The sequence below is a fragment of the Nonomuraea muscovyensis genome, from assembly GCF_014207745.1.
Classification (GTDB): Bacteria; Actinomycetota; Actinomycetes; order Streptosporangiales; family Streptosporangiaceae; genus Nonomuraea; species Nonomuraea muscovyensis.
Window position 1 is genome coordinate 941,941 of sequence record NZ_JACHJB010000003.1, and the last position, 18,512, is coordinate 960,452.

15 protein-coding genes are annotated in these 18,512 nt (G+C 70.9%); 8 read left to right on the forward strand and 7 right to left on the reverse strand.

Annotated elements, in window-relative coordinates:
• The first annotated feature begins 82 nt into the window (after nt 1-82).
• Nucleotides 83-1,063, forward strand: coding sequence for an AraC family transcriptional regulator (locus FHU36_RS36140; protein ID WP_185088533.1), 981 nt, complete (start codon nt 83-85; stop codon nt 1,061-1,063).
• 27 nt (nt 1,064-1,090) lie between these two features.
• Here the strand turns inward: FHU36_RS36140 and FHU36_RS36145 are convergent, their stop codons facing one another.
• The 5 genes from FHU36_RS36145 to FHU36_RS36165 all read right to left on the reverse strand — a co-directional run bounded on the left by FHU36_RS36145 (nt 1,091) and on the right by FHU36_RS36165 (nt 7,291).
• On the reverse strand, nt 1,091-2,524 hold the full coding sequence (locus FHU36_RS36145; protein ID WP_185088534.1) for an FAD-binding oxidoreductase: 1,434 nt from the start codon (nt 2,522-2,524) through the stop codon (nt 1,091-1,093).
• A 129-nt stretch (nt 2,525-2,653) separates the two neighbouring features.
• Nucleotides 2,654-4,156 carry an NADH-ubiquinone oxidoreductase-F iron-sulfur binding region domain-containing protein gene (locus FHU36_RS36150; protein WP_312892079.1) on the reverse strand — a complete coding sequence of 501 codons (1,503 nt, stop codon included), beginning with the start codon at nt 4,154-4,156 and terminating at the stop codon, nt 2,654-2,656.
• Nucleotides 4,157-4,184: 28 nt separating this feature from the next.
• The gene (locus FHU36_RS36155; RefSeq protein WP_185088535.1) at nt 4,185-4,964 is read right to left on the reverse strand and encodes a hypothetical protein; all 780 of its coding nucleotides are present in this window, start codon (nt 4,962-4,964) and stop codon (nt 4,185-4,187) included.
• A 177-nt stretch (nt 4,965-5,141) separates the two neighbouring features.
• On the reverse strand, nt 5,142-6,650 hold the full coding sequence (locus FHU36_RS36160) for a DUF1996 domain-containing protein (RefSeq protein WP_246503053.1): 1,509 nt from the start codon (nt 6,648-6,650) through the stop codon (nt 5,142-5,144).
• Entirely contained in the window at nt 6,647-7,291 is a 645-nt protein-coding gene (locus FHU36_RS36165; RefSeq protein WP_185088536.1) for a DUF4142 domain-containing protein, read from the reverse strand. Before FHU36_RS36165 ends, FHU36_RS36160 begins: the two co-directional genes overlap by 4 nt.
• Before the next feature lie 108 nt (nt 7,292-7,399).
• On the opposite strand from FHU36_RS36165, the gene FHU36_RS36170 reads away from it, so the two are divergent.
• The 4 genes from FHU36_RS36170 (at nt 7,400) to FHU36_RS36185 (ending at nt 13,965) form a co-directional block, all read left to right on the forward strand.
• Complete coding sequence (locus FHU36_RS36170) at nt 7,400-7,954, forward strand: sigma-70 family RNA polymerase sigma factor (RefSeq protein WP_221497099.1); 555 nt, start codon at nt 7,400-7,402, stop codon at nt 7,952-7,954.
• Complete coding sequence (locus FHU36_RS36175) at nt 7,954-8,151, forward strand: anti-sigma factor family protein (RefSeq protein WP_185088538.1); 198 nt, start codon at nt 7,954-7,956, stop codon at nt 8,149-8,151. The genes FHU36_RS36170 and FHU36_RS36175 overlap by 1 nt, the downstream gene beginning before the upstream one ends.
• A gap of 89 nt (nt 8,152-8,240) precedes the next feature.
• On the forward strand, nt 8,241-9,044 hold the full coding sequence (locus tag FHU36_RS46620; protein WP_185088539.1) for a tryptophan 2,3-dioxygenase: 804 nt from the start codon (nt 8,241-8,243) through the stop codon (nt 9,042-9,044).
• Nucleotides 9,045-9,081: 37 nt separating this feature from the next.
• On the forward strand, nt 9,082-13,965 hold the full coding sequence (locus FHU36_RS36185) for an NAD-glutamate dehydrogenase (RefSeq protein ID WP_185088540.1): 4,884 nt from the start codon (nt 9,082-9,084) through the stop codon (nt 13,963-13,965).
• A gap of 369 nt (nt 13,966-14,334) precedes the next feature.
• Here the strand turns inward: FHU36_RS36185 and FHU36_RS36190 are convergent, their stop codons facing one another.
• Nucleotides 14,335-15,348 (reverse strand): DUF8094 domain-containing protein, encoded by a 1,014-nt coding sequence (locus FHU36_RS36190; RefSeq protein ID WP_185088541.1) that lies wholly within the window; start codon nt 15,346-15,348, stop codon nt 14,335-14,337.
• A 47-nt stretch (nt 15,349-15,395) separates the two neighbouring features.
• On the opposite strand from FHU36_RS36190, the gene prfB reads away from it, so the two are divergent.
• Nucleotides 15,396-16,511: a peptide chain release factor 2 gene (gene prfB, locus FHU36_RS36195; protein WP_185088542.1), complete on the forward strand. Its 1,116-nt coding sequence runs from the start codon at nt 15,396-15,398 to the stop codon at nt 16,509-16,511.
• On the opposite strand, the gene FHU36_RS36200 is transcribed toward prfB, so the two are convergent.
• Nucleotides 16,497-16,688, reverse strand: a complete 192-nt coding sequence (locus tag FHU36_RS36200) for a hypothetical protein (RefSeq protein WP_185088543.1) — start codon at nt 16,686-16,688, stop codon at nt 16,497-16,499. The genes prfB and FHU36_RS36200 overlap by 15 nt on opposite strands.
• 203 nt (nt 16,689-16,891) lie before the next feature.
• On the opposite strand from FHU36_RS36200, the gene ftsE reads away from it, so the two are divergent.
• Nucleotides 16,892-17,581, forward strand: coding sequence for a cell division ATP-binding protein FtsE (ftsE, locus tag FHU36_RS36205; protein ID WP_185088544.1), 690 nt, complete (start codon nt 16,892-16,894; stop codon nt 17,579-17,581).
• 20 nt (nt 17,582-17,601) lie between these two features.
• The gene (gene ftsX, locus FHU36_RS36210) at nt 17,602-18,507 is read left to right on the forward strand and encodes a permease-like cell division protein FtsX (RefSeq protein ID WP_185088545.1); all 906 of its coding nucleotides are present in this window, start codon (nt 17,602-17,604) and stop codon (nt 18,505-18,507) included.
• Nucleotides 18,508-18,512: the final 5 nt, after the last annotated feature.

Consider the following 18,512-nt stretch of genomic DNA (forward strand, 5'->3'; position numbering starts at 1 on the left):
AGCCCGGGAGACATCCAATGCGTGAGAGTCTGCCTTTTCTTCGCCAGCGTCTCGCTCGATCAGGTGTGAGTAGACTTCAGCCATGGACGTGCTCAGTGACGTGATGGCCATCGTCCGCACCGGACGCCCCCGGTCCGCCCGGGTCGAGTGGCACGCGCCGTGGGGTCAGCGGTTCCCGGCGCAGCCCGGCTCGGCGGGCTTCCAGGTGATCCTGCAGGGCGGCGCGTGGCTGATCCCGCCCACCGGCGACCCGGTGCAGCTGCACGTCGGCGACGTGGTGTTCTTCCCCCACGGGCACGGTTACGCGCTGGCCGACAGCCCGGCGACGCCGGTGGGCGAGGCCGACTGCGATCCCGAGGAGGAGCGCGAGCTGTTCGCCTCGGCGTCCATCGCCGGGCCGGGCGCGGCCACGGTGACGCTCTGCGGCGGCTACCGGCTCGACGCCGGCAAGGGCCACCCGGTGCTGCGCGAGCTGCCGGAGATGATCCACCTGCCCGCCCGGCTCGGCCACCATCCCGAGCTGCGCGCGGCCGTCGACCTGCTCGCGGGCGAGATCGCCGGCCCCCGGCTGGGTGCCGACACGGTCGTGTCCTCCCTGCTCGACACGCTGCTGGTCTACATCCTGCGCGCCTGGTTCGACGCGCCCTCGCAGCACTGCCAGACCGGCGGCTGGTCCGCCGCGCTGACCGACCCGGCCATCGCCGCGGCCCTCGACGCCATGCACCGCGACCCCGCCCACCCGTGGACCGTCCAGGCGCTCGGCGCCCGCGGGGGCCTGTCGCGGGCCGCCTTCTCGCGCCGCTTCACCGCCCTGGTCGGGCAGCCGCCGCTGGCCTACCTCACCTGGTGGCGGCTGGCCACCGCCGCCCGCCTGCTGCGCGGGTCCGACGTCTCGCTGGGCGCGGTGGCCGCCCAGGTCGGCTACGGCTCGGAGTTCGCGTTCGCCAACGCCTTCAAACGCGAGTACGGCCTGCCGCCGGGCCGCTACCGGCGCGAGGTCTGCCCGCGGCCGCCCGAGGACGCCGCCTGGTCACCGCGCCGGGCGCACCCGAGCCCGGCCTGACCCCTGCCCCGGGGCGGAGGCCCGAGGTCAGAAGCCCTGGGGGAGCCGGAAGACGCGGGCCGGGTCGTAGGCCGTCTTGACCTGGGCGAGCCGGGCCGCGTTCGCGCCGTAGTAGGCCGTGCGCCAGCTCGTCAGGTCCGGGTCGGCGTAGTTGACGTACGCGTGGTCGCCGAGATGCGGGGCCAGGTCGGCGTGGACACGGCGCAGCCACGTACGGTCCCGGCCGTCGGCGTTGTACTGCACGCTGAACAGCGCGGCCCGGTGCGGGAAGGCCGTCGCGTCCGGCCGGACCCGCGCCACCGCGCCGCCGAGGGCGTCCAGCATCACCATGTGCCGGCCGGGCCGCGCCACCCCGGCGACCAGCGCCCGCACCCCGTCGGGCGGCAGCGGCCGGTAGGCCAGGTGCGACTTGGCCACGTAGACCGCCCTGCCCAGCCGCCCGTGTGGGGCGGGATGGCACTGGGCCACCGACAGCGACGAGCAGCCGCCCATCACCTTCATGGCCTCCAGATGCGAGGTACGGGTGACCGAGCGGGACGACGGGCGGCCGGCCCGCGCCACGAGGGAGCCCAGCAGCCGGTCCAGCACCGCCCGGCCGCCCAGGTGGACGCCGGACAGCCGGACCTCGGGCCCGCCCGCGCCGCGCGAGAGGGCGAGCGAGGACCACAGCTCGTCCGGGGCGCCCGGCGCCCACGCCTGCCAGGCCCGCACGGTCGCGGCCGCCGTGGACCACGGCCAGCTCAGGAAGAACACGTGGAGGTCGCGGGCCGGATGCGTGCGGAAGGTGAACGACACGGCGACGCCGAAGTTGCCGCCGCCACCGCCCCGGCAGGCCCAGAACAGGTCGGGATGGCGCCGCTCGTCACAGGTGAGCAGCCGGCCGTCCGCCGTCACGATGTCGACCGACTCCATCATGTCGCAGGTCAGGCCGTACATGCGGGACATCACGCCGATGCCGCCGCCGAGCGCGAGGCCGCTCAGCCCCACCGTCGGGCAGGTGCCCGCGGGGATGCTCACCCCGTGCCGGGCCAGCTTGGCGTACACGTCGATCAGCTTGGCGCCGGCGCCGATCGTGGCGCGGCCGTCCCGGTAGCGGACGGCGTCCATCCGTGAGACGTCCACGACCAGTCCCGTGCCGGTGGACCAGCCCGGATAGGAGTGGCCGCCCGAGCGGGCGGTGACCGGCAGCCGGTGCTCGCGGACGAACGCCAGGCAGCGGGACACGTCGGCCGCCGCGGCGCAGTAGGCGACGCCACGTGGCCGCACCGTGTCGTAGGCGGGATTGAACAGGCGCCGCGCCGTGCCGTACCGGGCGTCTCCGGGCAGCACCAGCGTCCCGGCGAGCCGGCGGCGCAGGCGGGCCCAGTCGGGCGCCGCACCGCCCCGGTCCCGTGCCTGCCGGTCCAGCGCCCCGAGCAGCGGCGCCGCGGCGGCGGTGTGGAGGAAGTCTCGACGGTCCATGGGGCCTCCGGTGATCGGTACGGGCTCCTGGGTGAGACGCTGTCCCAGTATGGCTGGTTCGCGGATGTCGGGTGCGGGGGAAGGGGTGCTCGGCCCGCCCGGACGCACTTCGGACGGGCCGAGCGGCTCTCACCCCGTCCTGACGGCCACCGGCGTGGTCTCCGCCAGGCGCAGCGCCAGCGCCGGGCACATGTCCACCGCCCGGCGCGCCTCCTTCACCATCCAGCCGGGCACGGTCCTGAACGACGGGAACCCGAACCCGTCCAGCTCCACGAACTCCGGCAGCAGGTGCGCGCACAGGCCGTGCCCCTGGCAGCGGCTCCAGTCGACGTCGAGGCGGTAGTCGGGCTCCACCTCCGGCTCGGGCAGCGGCAGCACGCCGCGCACCGGCCGGCCGCACGAGCCGTAGTCGCGGTGGACCGCGATCTCGCTCTCGAACGTGTCCAGCGCCGACAGCACGAACCGGGCCGTGCCGTCCGGATGGAAGCAGGCCCCGCGCCGCTCGACCGTGCGCACGGCCCGGCGGACCGCGTCGGTCGAGCCGCTGCCCTCGGTCAGCTCGATGAGCTGCCTGGCCACCTCGGGCAGGCCCAGCCGGCACGGCCCGCACTGGCCCGCCGACTGCGAGGCCAGGTAGGCGGTGATCCGGGCGGCCTCGCCGAGCGGGCAGGTGGCCTCGCCGAGCGGCACGACGATCCCGGCGCCGAGGTCGGCTCCGGCGGCCTTCATGCCCGCACGCGAGATCACCGCGTTGACGGCCGCGTCCGGGGTCAGCCAGGCGCCGTGGTAGCCGCCCACCAGCACGCCGTCGCCCGGATCGGCGTCGCACATGTCCAGCACGTCGGCCAGCAGGGTGCCGGTCGGCACCTCCACGACCGCGTTGCGGCAGGCGGTGCCGCTCATGGTCAGCAGCACCGTGCCGGGCTCCCGGCTGGTGCCCACCTCGGCGTACTCCTCCGGGCCCAGCTCGGCGAGCAGCGCGAGCTGGGCGTAGGTCTCGGTGTTGGACAGCAGCGTCGGCAGCCCGTCCACGCCGGTCTGCGCGGCCCGTCGCTTGCGGCCGGGTGGGATGCCCTCCAGGCCGTTCACGGCGTTGACGAGCGCGCCGCCCTCGCCGGAGATGAAGCGCTCCTGCAGCCCGACCACGCGGATCGGGATGTGGCTCTCGGCGGCGCCCGCGACCTTCGCGGCCCGGCGCTCGTTCACGGCGGCGGTGATCGACGCCTCGGCCACCTCGCCGCCGGCGGTCGCGACGACCACCTCGCGGGCGTTCAGCGCCTCGGCCGCCAGCACCGCGCCGTCCAGCACCAGGTGCGGAGTGCGGGTGAGCAGCATGGCGTCCTTGGAACTGGCCGGCTCGCCCTCGGCGCCGTTGACGAGCACGACGCTCTCCCGCGACCCGGCCGCGTCGGACACCGCGCGCAGTTTGCGGCCGAACGGGAACGCCGCCCCGCCCCTGCCGCGCATGTCGACCTCGTTCGCCAGGGAGATGAGGGTCTCCACGTCGCGCGGGACGGGCTCGCCGTGCACGGTGCGGTGGGCGGGCAGGTCCAGGCGCCGGGTGTGCTCCAGCCCTGCGGTCAGGCGGGCCGGCCCCAGCCGTAACACCTCGGGCACTCGGTGCGGGATCACGTTGTCTCCTGGGCGTCGCTCTGCGGTGTCATCCGGCCTCCCGGTACCTGCGCCGGGCGGCGGCGAGGCTCACCGGCGCGTTGATCTCCTCGGGGCGCACGAGCGGCTCGGTGGAGACCGCCGGGCCCTCGACGGCCTCCGGCAACGTGGCGGGCCTGAGCAGCGTGGCCAGCACTCGTACCAGCAGGGCCGCGCCGACCGCCGCGAGGCAGGCCGCGTACGACCAGACCACCCAGCCGGCGGCGGGCCGGCCGGCGGTCAGGCCGTGCAGCACCGCGACCGGCCAGGCCAGGTAGGCCCCGCCGTGCAGCAGCCGCCACATCCACGGCCGGCCGCTGACCGCGAACCGGCCCCGGATGATGCCGGTCGCGATGACCATGATCATCAGGTTGCACGAGACCGCGCCGAGAGCCACCCAGATCCCGGCGGTCGGCAGCAGGATGGCGGTGACCGGGACGTGGTTCAGCGTCATCATCAGGACCACGTGCGTCATCAGGTAACCCAGGCCGATGACGGCGGTGGCCCGGTGGGCGAGCTGCGCCCGCACCCGGTTGGCGGGGGAGAGGAAGACCCGCTCGGTGGTGAGCAGGCCCAGCCCGACGGTCGCGGTGAACAGCACGAGCGCGAACACGCCCGCGTAGAGCTCGAGGAAGGCCACCCCTCGGCCCAGGAGCGCCATCCCGCGTTCGGTCCTGGCCAGGGCGAACACGGACAGCGCCACGGCGGCTATGGCGGCGCTCGCCGCGAGCCGGACCCTGCGGTCGTCCAGCCTGGTGGGGGCGTGCCGGGGGGTTCGTCTGTGGAGCATGGATTGGTTTCCCTCCAAGGTCGGTTGAGGGTGCGCCTCGGGAGGGTCAGGCAAGCCTGACGGTGCCGCCCGACCGGGTCACCCGCCCGATCCCGTCCCGGTCCCGCCGGGGGAGGCGGGGCCGGGACGGGCGGGGCGGTGGGACCGGGGCGGGCGGCCGGGTGGGGCGGGTTCAGGTCAGCAGCGGCGGCCCCGGTTGATGCAGTCGACCACGAAGCGCATCAGCCGGTCGGGCATGACGTTGGCGAAGTCCGCATGGTCGGTGATCGGGTTGTGCAACTGTTCCGGGAACGCGTCCAAGGCGTAGGACGGCCCCTGGGGAACGGAGTACGTGAGTGTCATCCGGAGCTGCGGGATGGCCCTGGTGCCCTGAGGACAGGCGCCGCTCTGGTCGGGGAAGACCACGTGCGAGCGGTGGTTGGCGCTGTCGGTGTTCTGACCGTCCCAGCAGCTTGGGAAATCCAGAATACGCAGCACCTGGCTGCCGCGCGGGCAAAGCGGATATTTGGTGGTGATCCGGTTGTTGAAGCCGCTGCACGTCCAGGCGGCACGGGCGTTGGCGCCGCCGTTCGTGGCGGCCTTGGCGTCACCGGTGATCAGCCGCAGGAACCTCGGCATCGCGCTGACGCGGGCGGTGGAGTTGCCCCTGAACTGGAGGATCACCTGGCGGGGCCGCAGCACGCGGCCGACGTTGCCGTCCGGGTCCTCGATGTTGTCGTCCGCCCGGCGGTCGCGCAGCACCGGCCAGAAGTAGGTCGACCTGTCGCCCAGCCGGCACGTGGTGCCCGCCGCCGCGAGGCTCTGGTCGGTCGAGAAGGCGTCCGTCGAGAGGTTGCCGACGTAGTCGTGCAGGTGGTGGGCGCCGTTGGACACGCCGGGGGCGACGATGAAGTTGTCGGGGTTGTTGTGCCCGTTCTGGTTCGTGCCGCAGCGCGAGACGAACGATCCGCGCGAGCCGCCGCGGCCGCGCGGCGGGTCGATGGAGGTGGGCTGGACCTGGCGGATGTCGACGAAGTCGGTCACGAACGGGCCGAGGTCGGCACAGTCGTCCTCGCCGCCGTTGCCGCCGGTGTTGGTGGGGGAGGGCGACGGGGACGGGCTGGAGGTGGGGCGCTGGGTGGGCCGGCGGCGGAACGGCTGGGCCTGCTCCTCGTCCTGGGCGCCCGGGTCCTGTGCGCCCTGGTCCTGGTCCTGGTCCTGGCCGGGGTCCTGTTCCTGGTTCCGGTCGCGGTTCTGGTTCTGGTCGCCCTGGTCCTGGCCGTCGGGGTTCTGGTTCTGGTCGTCCGGGTTCTGGACCGGGTCGAGCGCCTGGGAGAGGGCGCCGCCGCCGGAGACGGGCTGGTCCCCGTCCTGCTGCCGGCCGGCGCCGTTCTGGCCGTCCTGATCGTTCTGGCCGTCCTGGCCGTTCTGGCCGTTCTGGCCGTCCTGGCCGTTCTGGTTCTGGTCCCCCTGGTCCTGGCCGTCGGGGTTCTGGTCCTGGTTCTGGTCCTGGCCGTTCGGGTCCTGACCCTGGTCGTTGCCGTCCTGGTCCTGCCCGCGCTGGCGCTGGGACTGTTGCGGGGGCTCGCCCGGCTCGCAGTGATCCGCGATCGCCGGGCCGGCGCTGATGACCACGGCGGACACCAGCCCGCCCGCCATCACGGCCAGGGCCGACACGGCCGCGGCCAGGCGTCTCGAACTACTCATTGCTGTCTCCTTGGGTCGACCGCTGCTGGGGCGGGTGGCGCGGCCGCGGGAACCGCGGGTTCGGGCAACTGGTCGTAGACGACCAGGCCGGTGGACTCCAGCAGCGTCATGTGCTTCATGACCACGTTCACCGCGTGCTGGCTGAACCTCCTGATCTCGCTGTTGCGGGTGCCCGCCCGCACGCCCGCGACGACGGAGAAGACCTTGCCGTGGGCCGCGCGCAGCAACTGCGCGAAGTCCTTGTCGAACGCGGAGCCGGACTGCGCCCCCAGTTGGGCCATCCAGCTCTGCTGGTCCGGGCTGGGCACGTCGGGCAGCGGCACGCCGAGCCGGGCCGCGTACTGGCGGGTGACCAGGTCGAGCTTGGTGTGGTCCTCCACCAGGTGCATCCCGACTTCCTTGACGCGCTGGGAGTCGGCGCGTTCCTGGGCCAGCTTGCCCATGGGTATCTCCCAGAGTCCTGCCTGCCGGACCTTGACCAGCAGGTCACGGTCCGCCGGCCCCAGGGGACCGGAGGGCAGCACCGACCACTCGGCGGACACGGGCGCGGTCGCGGGTGGCATGACCAGCAGGATCGTGACCACCGCGGCCAGGGCGAAGCCGCCGAACATGAGGACCTCACCGCGCAAAAGCCTGTGCATGGTGGGAGGTACGCGGGCATCAGCGGACCGGTTCAGCCATACCGGTGAATAGTTACAAATGACTGGAGTTATCGGAGTGGCTACCGGACGCATAACGAAGGTGTAAAGATGTGCCCCGTGCTAAGTCACCTCGACGGCAGGTTCGAGAGTGCGGATGCCGAGGCGGAGCACCGCATCGCGGTCCTCTACCAGGAGTTCGGCGGCCCTCTGCTGCGCCACATACGCAAGTCGACAGGTAACGACCTCCAATGGGCTGAGGACGTCGTGCAGGAGACGATTGTCCGCGCCTGGCGTAACTCGGCAAGACTGCAATGGGAACCGAGCCTCATCTGGGCGTGGCTGCTGACCGTGGCCCGCCGCATCGTCATTGACGGGCGCCGGCGCAAGAGTGTCCGGCCCCACGAGGTCGAACCCCCCGAAGTTGACATGCTGGCCGTCCCCGACGGGTCGGAACGGGCGTTATCGGCGATCGTCGTGGCCGAGGCGCTCCGCAGCCTGTCCGAAGAACACCGCGAAGTCATTGAGCAGACCTACCTCAGGGACCGTACGATAAGTGAGGCGGCGGAGATCCTGGGGATTCCGCCGGGCACGGTGAAGTCCCGGCTCTACTACGGCATCCGGGCTCTCCGCGAACATCTGCGGGACAAGGGGGTAGCCGGGTAATGCACGAGGAGGTGGCCGCCTACGTCCTTGGCGTCCTCGACGAGGAGGACATCGAGGCGTTCGAGCGCCACCTCGACACGTGTGAGTCGTGCCGGCGCGAGCTCGAGGAGTTCGCCGAGGTTCCTGGGCAACTCGACGAGCTGAAGCACCTCCCCTCCGCCTCCGAAGACGACCCCCCGCGGTCGATGTCGCGTTGACGTCTCCGCCCTTTTCGGGTGATATCGGTACGGCAAGGCGAACGTCCGGTCAGTGACGCCCGGACGCGATCGGGGGAGGTGTGTGTTCGGTGGGGCACAACGCCGATGCGGCCGTCCCTCCGGGCAGGCGATTCGGTGAGGAGGGCGGCAGGCTCTCCTACGGCGCCTACCTCCGCATCCCCGAGCTGCTCGCCCAGCAACGGCCCCAGTCCGAGGCGCCCGACGAGTTGCTGTTCATCACGATCCACCAGGTCTACGAGCTCTGGTTCAAGCTGCTGCTGCACGAGCTGGAGAAGGCCCGCGACGCGATGGACGGCGGCGAGCTGTGGCAGGCCAGGCACCAGTTCAGGCGGGTACACGCGGTGGAGCGGGTGCTGGTCCAGCAGGTCGAGGTCCTGGAGACGATGACGCCCCAGGACTTCCTCGCCTTCCGCGCCCATCTGTCGCCGGCCAGCGGGTTCCAGTCCGTGCAGTTCCGCGAGCTGGAGTTCCTGTCGGGGCTGAAGGACACGGGTTACCTGGCGCGGCTCAGGGACGCCGACGAGGCCGAACTCGCCAGGCTGCGCCGCAGGCTGGACGAGCCCACGTTGTGGGATGCTTATCTCACCGCCCTCTCCCAGCGTGGCCTGCCGGTCTCGGACGACGAGATCATGGGCTCGCTGCTGGCCGTGGCGAGGGACCGCCGGTCGTACGACGACCTGTGGCAACTGGCCGAGGATCTGCTCACGCACGACGAGACCGCCGCGCAGTGGCGGACACGGCACGTGCAGATGGTCGAACGGCAGATCGGCACGAAGTCGGGCACAGGCGGCTCGACCGGCGCCCCCTATCTGCGTGGTAGGACGCGCCTGCACTATTTCCCGCTGCTGTGGGAACTTAGGGCCTGGCTATGAATGTGATGGCAAACCCTCACAAAGGAGTGAGAGCGACATGCCGCTTGACGAGGCCAAGGACGAGTTGCTCCAACGGGCGGCGCAGCGATGCGCGGCCGGTAGCGACCATGTGAGCCCGGAGGAGGCCCTGGCCCTGCTGCGCGTGTACTACAAGCACGTCGCACCCGAAGACCTGCTCGACCGCAATCTGGTCGACGTCTACGGTCCGGCGATGTCCCACAAGCAGCTCGCCGAGGTGCGCCCCCAGGGCAGGGCGGTGGTCCGGGCCTTCACCCCGTCCGTCGACGAGAACGGCTGGGACCCGGGGCGCTCCGTGGTGGAGGTGGTCACCGACGACATGCCGTTCCTGGTCGACTCGGTGACGATGGAGCTCGACCGGCACGACGTCGGCATCCACCTGGTGGTCCACCCGCAGATGCGGGTCCGGCGCGACATGACGGGCCGGATGCTCGGCAGGGGCCAGGAAGACGTCACGGGCCAGGTGACGGTCGAGTCCTGGATGCACGTCGAGATCGACAAGCAGGCCGACCCCGAGGTGCTCAAGCGGCTCGAAGCCGACCTGCAGCGGGTGCTGGACGACGTGCGCCACGCGGTCGAGGACTTCGCGAAGATGCGGGCGATGGCCGTGCAGACGGCCGACGACCTGTCCGACAACCCGCCGCCGCTGGAGCCCGCGCAGGTGGAGGACAGCCTCCACCTGCTGCGCTGGCTCGCCGACGGGCACTTCACCTTCCTCGGTTACCGCGAGTACCGCCTGGAGAGCACCGACGAGGGCGACGCGCTGCGGGCGCTGCCCGGCACGGCGTTCGGCATCCTGCGCGACGACAAGATCGGCTCCACGAGCTTCTCCGTGCTGCCGCCCGAGGTGCGGGCCAAGGCGCGGGAGAGGCGGCTGCTGATCATCACCAAGGCCAACTCCCGGGCGACGGTCCACCGGGCCGCCTACCTCGACTACATCGGGGTCAAGCTGTTCTCGCCCGAGGGCGAGGTCATCGGCGAGCGGCGCTTCCTCGGCCTGTTCACGCACATGGCCTACAACGAGTCGATCCTGCGGATCCCCGTCCTGCGGCGCAAGCTCACCGAGGTGCTGGAGCGCGCCGGGCTGGAGGCCGACAGCCACGACGGCAAGGATCTGATGGAGATCCTGGAGACGTTCCCGCGTGACGAGCTGTTCCAGACCTCGGTCGAGCAGCTCCTGCCGATCGCGCTCGGCGTGCTGCGGCTGCGCGAGCGCAAGCAGGTCAAGCTCTTCCTGCGCCGCGACGACTACGGCCGCTACATCTCCTGCCTGATCTACCTGCCGCGCGACCGCTACACCACGCAGGTCCGGCTGCGGATGCAGGAGGTGCTGCTCAAGGCGCTGGGCGGCAGCACGCTCGACTACAGCGCGATGATCGGTGAGTCGGTGCTGGCCCGGCTGCACGTGGTCGTCCGCGGCGGGCGGGGCAAGCTGCTGCCGCCGCCGCAGGTGGATGTGGAGGAGCTGGAGGCGCGGCTGGCCGCGATCACCCGCTCCTGGGAGGACGACCTGGCCACGGCGCTGACCGAGATGAGCTCCGAGGAGGAGGCCCCCCGGCTCATCAGGCGCTACCAGTCGGCCTTCCCCGAGGGGTACAAGGCCGACTTCCCACCCAAGATGGCCGTGGTCGACCTGCGCCGCCTGGAGCAGCTCCTCGCCGCCGATGACGACCAGATCGACATCAACCTGTACGAACCGTACGACGCCACCGAGGGCGAGCGGCGGCTGAAGATCTACAAGGTCGGCGCACCGATCTCGCTGTCCAAGGCGCTGCCGCTGATCCAGCGGCTCGGCGTCGAGGTGGTCGACGAGCGGCCGTACGAGATCGACATCGACAACGACCCGGCCACCAGGAACGCCTGGATCTACGACTTCGGGCTGCGGTTCACCCCCTCGGAGGAAGTGGACCGGAACGACTTCAAGCGGCTCTTCCAGGACGGTCTGGTCGCGCTGTGGAAGGGCGAGGTCGAGGCCGACAACTTCAACGCGCTCATCCTGCGCGCCGGTCTGACGTACGAGCAGGCCGAGATCCTGCGGGTCTACGCGAAGTACCTGCGCCAGGCGGGCAGCGCCTACTCCCAGCGCTACATGGAGCGGGTGCTGAACGGCAACGTGCGGCTGGCGCGGCTGCTGGTGCGGCTGTTCGAGGCGCGGCTCGACCCGCGGCGCGACGAGGACGTGCGCGCCGACCTGGCCGACGCCCTCGGTGAGGAGATCCTGGGCGCGCTGGACGACGTGGCCTCGCTCGACGAGGATCGGATCCTGCGCGCCTACATGGAGATGATCCAGGCGACGCTGCGCACCAACCACTTCCAGCGCGACGGCGAGCGGCGCAAGCCGTACATCTCGCTGAAGTTCGACCCGCAGGCGATCAGCGTGCTGCCGCTGCCGCGACCCAAGTACGAGATCTTCGTCTACTCGCCGCGGGTGGAGGGTGTGCACCTGCGGTTCGGGAAGGTCGCGCGGGGCGGGCTGCGCTGGTCGGACCGGATGGAGGACTTCCGGACCGAGGTTCTCGGCCTGGTCAAAGCGCAGATGGTGAAAAATACCGTTATTGTGCCGACTGGCTCCAAGGGCGGATTTGTCGTGAAGCGCCCGCCGAAGTCCGGTTCGCGCGAGGAGGTCCTCGCCGAGGGCGTGGCCTGCTACCGGATGTTCATCTCCGGGCTGCTCGACGTCACCGACAACCTCGTCGACGGCAAGGTCGTGCCGCCGGCCGACGTGGTGCGGCACGACGGTGACGACCCCTACCTGGTGGTCGCCGCCGACAAGGGCACGGCGACGTTCTCCGACATCGCCAACGGCGTGGCCAAGGAGTACGGCTTCTGGCTCGGCGACGCCTTCGCCTCCGGCGGCTCCATCGGCTACGACCACAAGGCCATGGGCATCACGGCCCGCGGCGCCTGGGAGTCGGTCAAGTACCACTTCCGCACCATGGGCGTGGACGTCCAGACGACCGACTTCACCGTGGCCGGCGTCGGCGACATGTCGGGCGACGTGTTCGGCAACGGCATGCTGCTGTCCCGGCACATTCGGCTGGTCGCGGCCTTCGACCACCGCCACATCTTCATCGACCCCGAGCCCGACGCCGCCACCTCCTACGCCGAGCGGCAGCGCCTGTTCGCGCTGCCGCGCAGCTCGTGGGCCGACTACGACGCCGGCCTGATCTCCGAGGGCGGCGGCGTCTTCCCGCGCACGGCCAAGTCGATCGCGATCACGCTCCCGATGCGCGAGGCGCTCGACCTGCCCGCCGGCGTGTCGTCCATGGCGCCCAACGACCTGATCAGCGCCATCCTGCGGGCCCCCGTGGACCTGCTGTGGAACGGCGGCATCGGCACCTACGTCAAGTCGAGCGCCGAGTCCGACGCCGACGTCGGCGACAAGGCCAACGACCCGCTCCGGATCGACGCCGCCGACCTGCGCTGCAAGGTCGTCGGCGAGGGCGGCAACCTGGGCTTCACCCAGCTCGCCCGCATCGAGTTCGCGCTCAACGGCGGGCTGGTCAACACCGACTTCATCGACAACTCCGCCGGCGTCGACACCTCCGACCACGAGGTGAACATCAAGATCCTGCTCGACCAGGTCGTCCGCGACGGCGAGCTGACCGACAAGCAGCGCAACCAGGTCTTCACCTCGATGACCGACGAGGTCGCCGACCTCGTGCTGCGCGACAACTACGCCCAGAACGTGGTGCTGACCGCCGCCCGCTCCCAGGCCGTGGAGATGCTCCACATCCACGCCCGCTACCTGCGGCGGCTCGAACGCGACGGGCTGGTCAACCGCGAGCTGGAGTTCCTGCCGTCCGACAAGACGCTCGCCGAGCGCCGCCAGGCCCGCCTGGGGCTGACCGCGCCCGAGTTCGCCGTGGTGCTCGCCTACACCAAGCTCGTGGCCGACGCCGAGCTGCTCGGCTCCGACCTGCCCGACGACCCCTTCCTGGCCTCCTGGCTGGTGTCGTACTTCCCGTCGGCGCTGCGCGAGCGCTTCCGGTCGTACATGGACGCCCACCCGCTGCGCCGCGAGATCATCACCACCTGCGTGGTGAACGAGCTGGTCAACTCCATGGGCACCACGTTCATGTACCGCTTCGCCGAGGAGACCGGCGCCTCGACGCCCGACATCGTGCGCGCCTACCTCGTCACCCGCGAGGTCTTCGACCTGCCCAGCTTCCACCGTCAGGTGGAGTCGCTGGACAACGTCGTCGACACCGCCACCCAGATCGCCATGCTGCTGGAGGCGCGCAAGCTCGCCGAGCGGGGCACCCGCTGGCTGCTCACCAACCGCCGCCCGCCGCTCGACATGGAGGGCTCGGCCGGCTTCTTCACCAAGGGCGTCAACGGCCTGCTCACGCACCTGCCGAAGATGCTCACCGGCCCCGACCTCGCGGCCTTCGAGGACCGGCGCGACTCCTTCGTCGCCCGCGGCGTGCCCGTGGACCTGGCCGAGCGGGTGGCGGCCATGGTGCCCGCCTACTCCACGTTCGACCTGGTGGAGATCGCCTCGGTGACGAGCCGGCCGGTCAACGAGGTGGCCGAGGTCTACTTCGACCTCGCCGACCGCCTCCAGCTCGCCCGCCTGCGCGAGCGGGTCATCGCCCTGCCGCGCGACAACCGCTGGAACGCCATGGCCCGCTCGGCCCTGCGCGACGACCTGTACGCGGCGCACGCCTCGCTCACCCGCGACGTCCTGACCACCAGCGCCTCCGGCCTGTCGCCGGAGGACCGGCTGGCCAGCTGGAGCGAGGCCAACTCGGCCGCGGTCGGCCGGGCCCGGCAGACGCTGTCGGAGATCTGGGAGAGCGACAACTTCGACCTCGCCACCCTGTCGGTCGCCCTGCGCGCCGTCAGGACGCTGGTGTCGACCAGCACCCTGCCCCGATCGGAGGGTGGACCGGCGAGCTGACACCGCCCGGAGGGCGCCGCTTTCCGGCAGGGGCCGGCGCCCTCCGGCACGCCTCGAACGGCCCGTCTGACACGGCCCGTTCGCGCGACACGCCGGTCTGCGCGACACGCCCGTCTGTTGGCGCGCCCGTCTGTGGCGCGTCTGTCTGCGCGACACGCCCGTCTGTGTGGAGCGTCTGTCTGTGTGACACGCCGGTCTGTGTGACACGCCGGTCTGCGCGACACGCCCGTCTGCGTGATGCGCCTGTCCGCGTGACACAGCCCACCCACGACACAGCCCACCCACGACACGACCCATGCGTGTGGCAGGACCCGGCGTCAGGGGCGGGCTGCCTCGGGAGCGGTCGGCCTCAGGAGGAGGCCGGTCGGCTCATTCGCCGGAGGCGCGGGTGAGGGCGCCGTCGTGGGCGACGACCCGGGCGGCGGCCGGGGCCGAGGAGGGCGGGACCGCCGTCGCGTACTGGTGGGTCTCGGAGAGCCGGAGCGTGCGGCGCAGCACCGGCTCCCCGATGGCCCAGCGGGCCGACTCGGGCACCGGGATGAAGTCCTTCTCCGCCGTGCGCGTCGTGGTGGTCGTGGTCCGCGTCAGGGAGTACTGGATCAGCGCCCCGCCGTCGGAGGTGCGCAGCGCGTAGACCGGGTGGTCGTTGCCGCTGAAGATCGAGTCGTAGCTGAACCCGGCGATCTTGGCTTCGTCGCGCTCCGCCGCGATCTCCTGGGCGATGTCGGTCGTGTGGGGGCCCGGAGCGATGAGGCCGGCCGCCACGCCGCCCGCGCCCGCCTCCGCCACCGTGGCGTGCAGCGGCCCCATGTAGTGGGGGCTGATGGTGACGCTCTCGTCCTGGGAGCCCAGCGCCGTCGCGTAGCCGTCGGCGTCGAGCGCGATCGCCGGCGCCCGCTGCCCGTCCAGCAGCCGTGTCGCCGAACCGAGCCGCCAGTCGGCGGCCTTGGCGAACGTCAGCAGCGTCAGCTCGCCGTCACGGGTCACCAGCACGCTGAACCACGGGGCCCGCTCCCCGGCCGGGAAGCGCGGCACGTAGAAGGTGGGCCGCCCCCACGTGTAGCGGGGCGGGCGGTTGCCGGTGGACTCGAAGGCGGCCGTGGTCAGCAACGCCTCGGAGTCGCGGGTGATCTCCAGCGACAGCCGCAGGTCGCCGCCCGCGCGCAGCAGGTCGTCGGTGGCGACGAACTCGGCGAACACCTCGGCCGCGTCGTCCGGCGTGACGGCGTGCGGCGCCGGCGCGGGGGTGGGCGAGAGGCTCTCGGCGGCGGCCGCCCGGCTGGGGGCGGGCGACGCGGAGCCCGAGCAGGCGGCGAGCCCGGCCGTCCCGGTCAGCAGGGTGACGGCGAGCGCCAGAGCCTTGAGCCGACCAGATGTGCGCACCTCGCCATGTTATTCGGGCGCGCGAGGGTCGCGTACCCTTGGGAGACGTGGCAGTCATCGATCCCGCAGAAGAGATCAACGAGCTCGCGGGCACGCTCCGGAGCATCCAGGACGTGCTCGACCTCGACGCTATGCGCAAGCAGATCGAGGAGCTGGAGCAGCAGGTTGCCGCCCCGGACCTGTGGGACGACCCTGACCAGGCCCAGAAGGTCACCAGCCGGCTCTCTCACCTCCAGGGCGAGCTCAACCGGGTCGAGGGCCTGGTCCGCCGGCTCGACGACCTGTCGGTCCTCTACGAGCTGGCGGCCGAGGAGGCCGACGACGACACGCGGGCCGAGGCCGACAAGGAGCTGTCGTCGCTGCGGTCCGACATCGGCGCGCTTGAGGTCCGCACGCTGCTGTCGGGCGAGTACGACGCGCGCGAGGCGCTGGTGACGATCAACTCGCAGGCCGGTGGCGTCGACGCCGCCGACTGGGCCGAGATGCTGCTGCGGATGTACCTCCGCTGGGCTGAGCGCAAGGGCTACCCGACCGAGGTCTACGAGACCTCCTACGCCGAGGAGGCCGGCATCAAGTCGGCCACGTTCGCGGTCAAGTCCCCCTACGCCTACGGCACGCTGCGCGGCGAGCACGGCACCCACCGCCTCGTGCGCATCAGCCCGTTCGACAACCAGGGCCGCCGCCAGACGTCCTTCGCCGGCGTCGACGTCGTCCCGGTGGTGGAGCAGACCGACCACATCGACATCAACGAGGACGAGATCCGCGTCGACGTCTACCGGTCCTCCGGCCCCGGCGGCCAGGGCGTCAACACCACCGACTCGGCCGTGCGCATCACCCACCTGCCGACCAACATCGTGGTCTCCTGCCAGAACGAGCGCTCCCAGCTCCAGAACCGCGCGACCGCCATGGCCGTGCTCCAGGCCAAGCTGCTGGAGCGCACACGCCAGGAGGAGGCGGAGAAGATGTCGGAGCTGCGCGGCGCCACGACGACGTCATGGGGCACGCAGATCCGCAACTACGTGCTGCACCCCTACCAGATCGTCAAGGACCTGCGCACGAGCACGGAGGCGGGCAACCCGACGGCCGTCCTCGACGGCGACCTCGACGGCTTCATCGAGGCCGAGATCCGCTGGATGCGCCGCCAGGAGTCAGAGACCGCTTAGGTGCTTGACCGCCAGGGTCACGAAGAGCAGGACGACCAGCAGGAGGACGACGAGAGCGGGTGACAGCCCGGCGAAGCCGTGGTTGTGCATCCGCTCGCGATTGGCGCGGCAGAGGGCGCAGCGACCCTCGATGACCGGGTGGGCGCACTGCGCGCATACGAGGTGTTGGCAACTCATGTCAGCCCCCAGTCTAGCCGCACAATCGTTTTGTTTCCGTTATGGACGTTCCATGCCAGTCTTCCCCCTAGACTGTCCTCTGGCCAATCGGAACGTCGATCATCGGTAAAGAAAGACGTCCCCGATAGGTGAGCGGCGGGAAGTGGGCATGTGCCACCCTCGCTTCCGTCCTGACCCCTAGACTGGCATGCCGTGATGCTCTCGTGATCCATTTCGATAATGTCACCAAGGTCTACGCGAACCAGAACCGGCCCGCGCTCGACCACGTCTCGGTGGACGTGGACAAGGGCGAGTTCGTGTTCCTCGTCGGTCCGTCAGGATCCGGCAAGTCCACGTTCCTCCGCCTCGTCCTGAAGGAGGAGCGGCCCAACTCCGGTGCGATCCACGTCGCCGGCAAGGACCTGGGCCGCCTGTCCAACTTCAAGGTGCCGCACCTGCGCCGCCGCATCGGCTGCGTGTTCCAGGACTTCCGGCTCCTGCCGAACAAGAACGTCTACGAGAACGTGGCGTTCGCCCTCGAGGTCATCGGCAAGCCCCGGCGCTTCATCCGTAAGGTGGTGCCCGAGGTGATCGAGCTGGTCGGCCTGGAGGGCAAGGCGCACCGCATGCCCGACGAGCTGTCCGGCGGCGAGCAACAGCGCGTCGCCATGGCCCGCGCCTTCGTCAACCGGCCTATGATCCTGCTGGCCGACGAGCCCACGGGCAACATCGACCCCGCGACGAGCATCGGCATCATGAAGGTGCTCGACCGGATCAACAGGACCGGCACCACCGTCGTCATGGCCACGCACGACGCGGCCATCGTCGACTCCATGCGCAAACGTGTCGTGGAGCTGGAGGACGGCAAGATCGTCCGCGACCAGTCGCGTGGCGTGTACGGCCAGGCGTACTGACAGGGAGCAGCAGGCAAACCATGCGGGCCAATTTCATCTTCTCCGAGGTCTGGATCGGCCTCCGCCGCAACCTGACCATGACCCTCGCGGTGGTCCTCACCGTGGCGGTCGGCATGGCGATGCTGGGCGTCGGCCTGCTGATCAACGCCCAGGTCTCCATGATGAAGGACTTCTGGTACGACAAGGTCGAGGTCTCGGTCTTCCTGTGCCACAAGAACACCGCCATCCCGAAGTGCGGCGGCAAGGGCGTCAGCGACGCGCAGCTGACGGCTCTCAAGGGCAAGTTGCAGGCCATTCCGGGGGTCGCGGAGGTCATCTACGAGGACCAGCCCACGGCCTACAAGAACTTCCGGGCGACGCTGGCCGACGACGACGTGCTGTCGCAGACGGCCAAGGTCGAGGACATGCCGACGTCCTTCCGGCTCAAGCTGGCCGATCCCGACAGCAACTACCAGCCGATCGTGGAGGCCGCGAGGGCGCAGGCGGGTGTCGCGTCGGTGAAGGACCAGCGTGAGATCGTCGGCTCGCTCTTCGACATGCTGGACAAGCTGCGGTCGGCCGCGCTGATCGTGGCGGGCACCCTGGTGGTCGCCGCGGCCCTGCTCATCGGCAACACGGTGCGCCTGTCGGCCTTCAACCGGCGCCGCGAGACCGGCATCATGCGCCTGGTGGGCGCCTCCAACATCTACATCCAGCTCCCGTTCGTGATGGAGGGCGTGATCGCCGGCCTGATCGGCGGCGTGGTGGCCGCCGTCATGCTGATCCTGTCGAAGGTCTTCCTCTTCGACGGGCTGGCGGGCTACCTTGCCAACAAGACGCTCGGCTGGGACTCGGTGGCGGAGTCGATCACCTATACGATGGCCATTGGCGTGCTGATCTGTGTGCTCGCGTCGTTCATCACGCTTCGCCGCTACCTCAGGGTCTGAGGAAC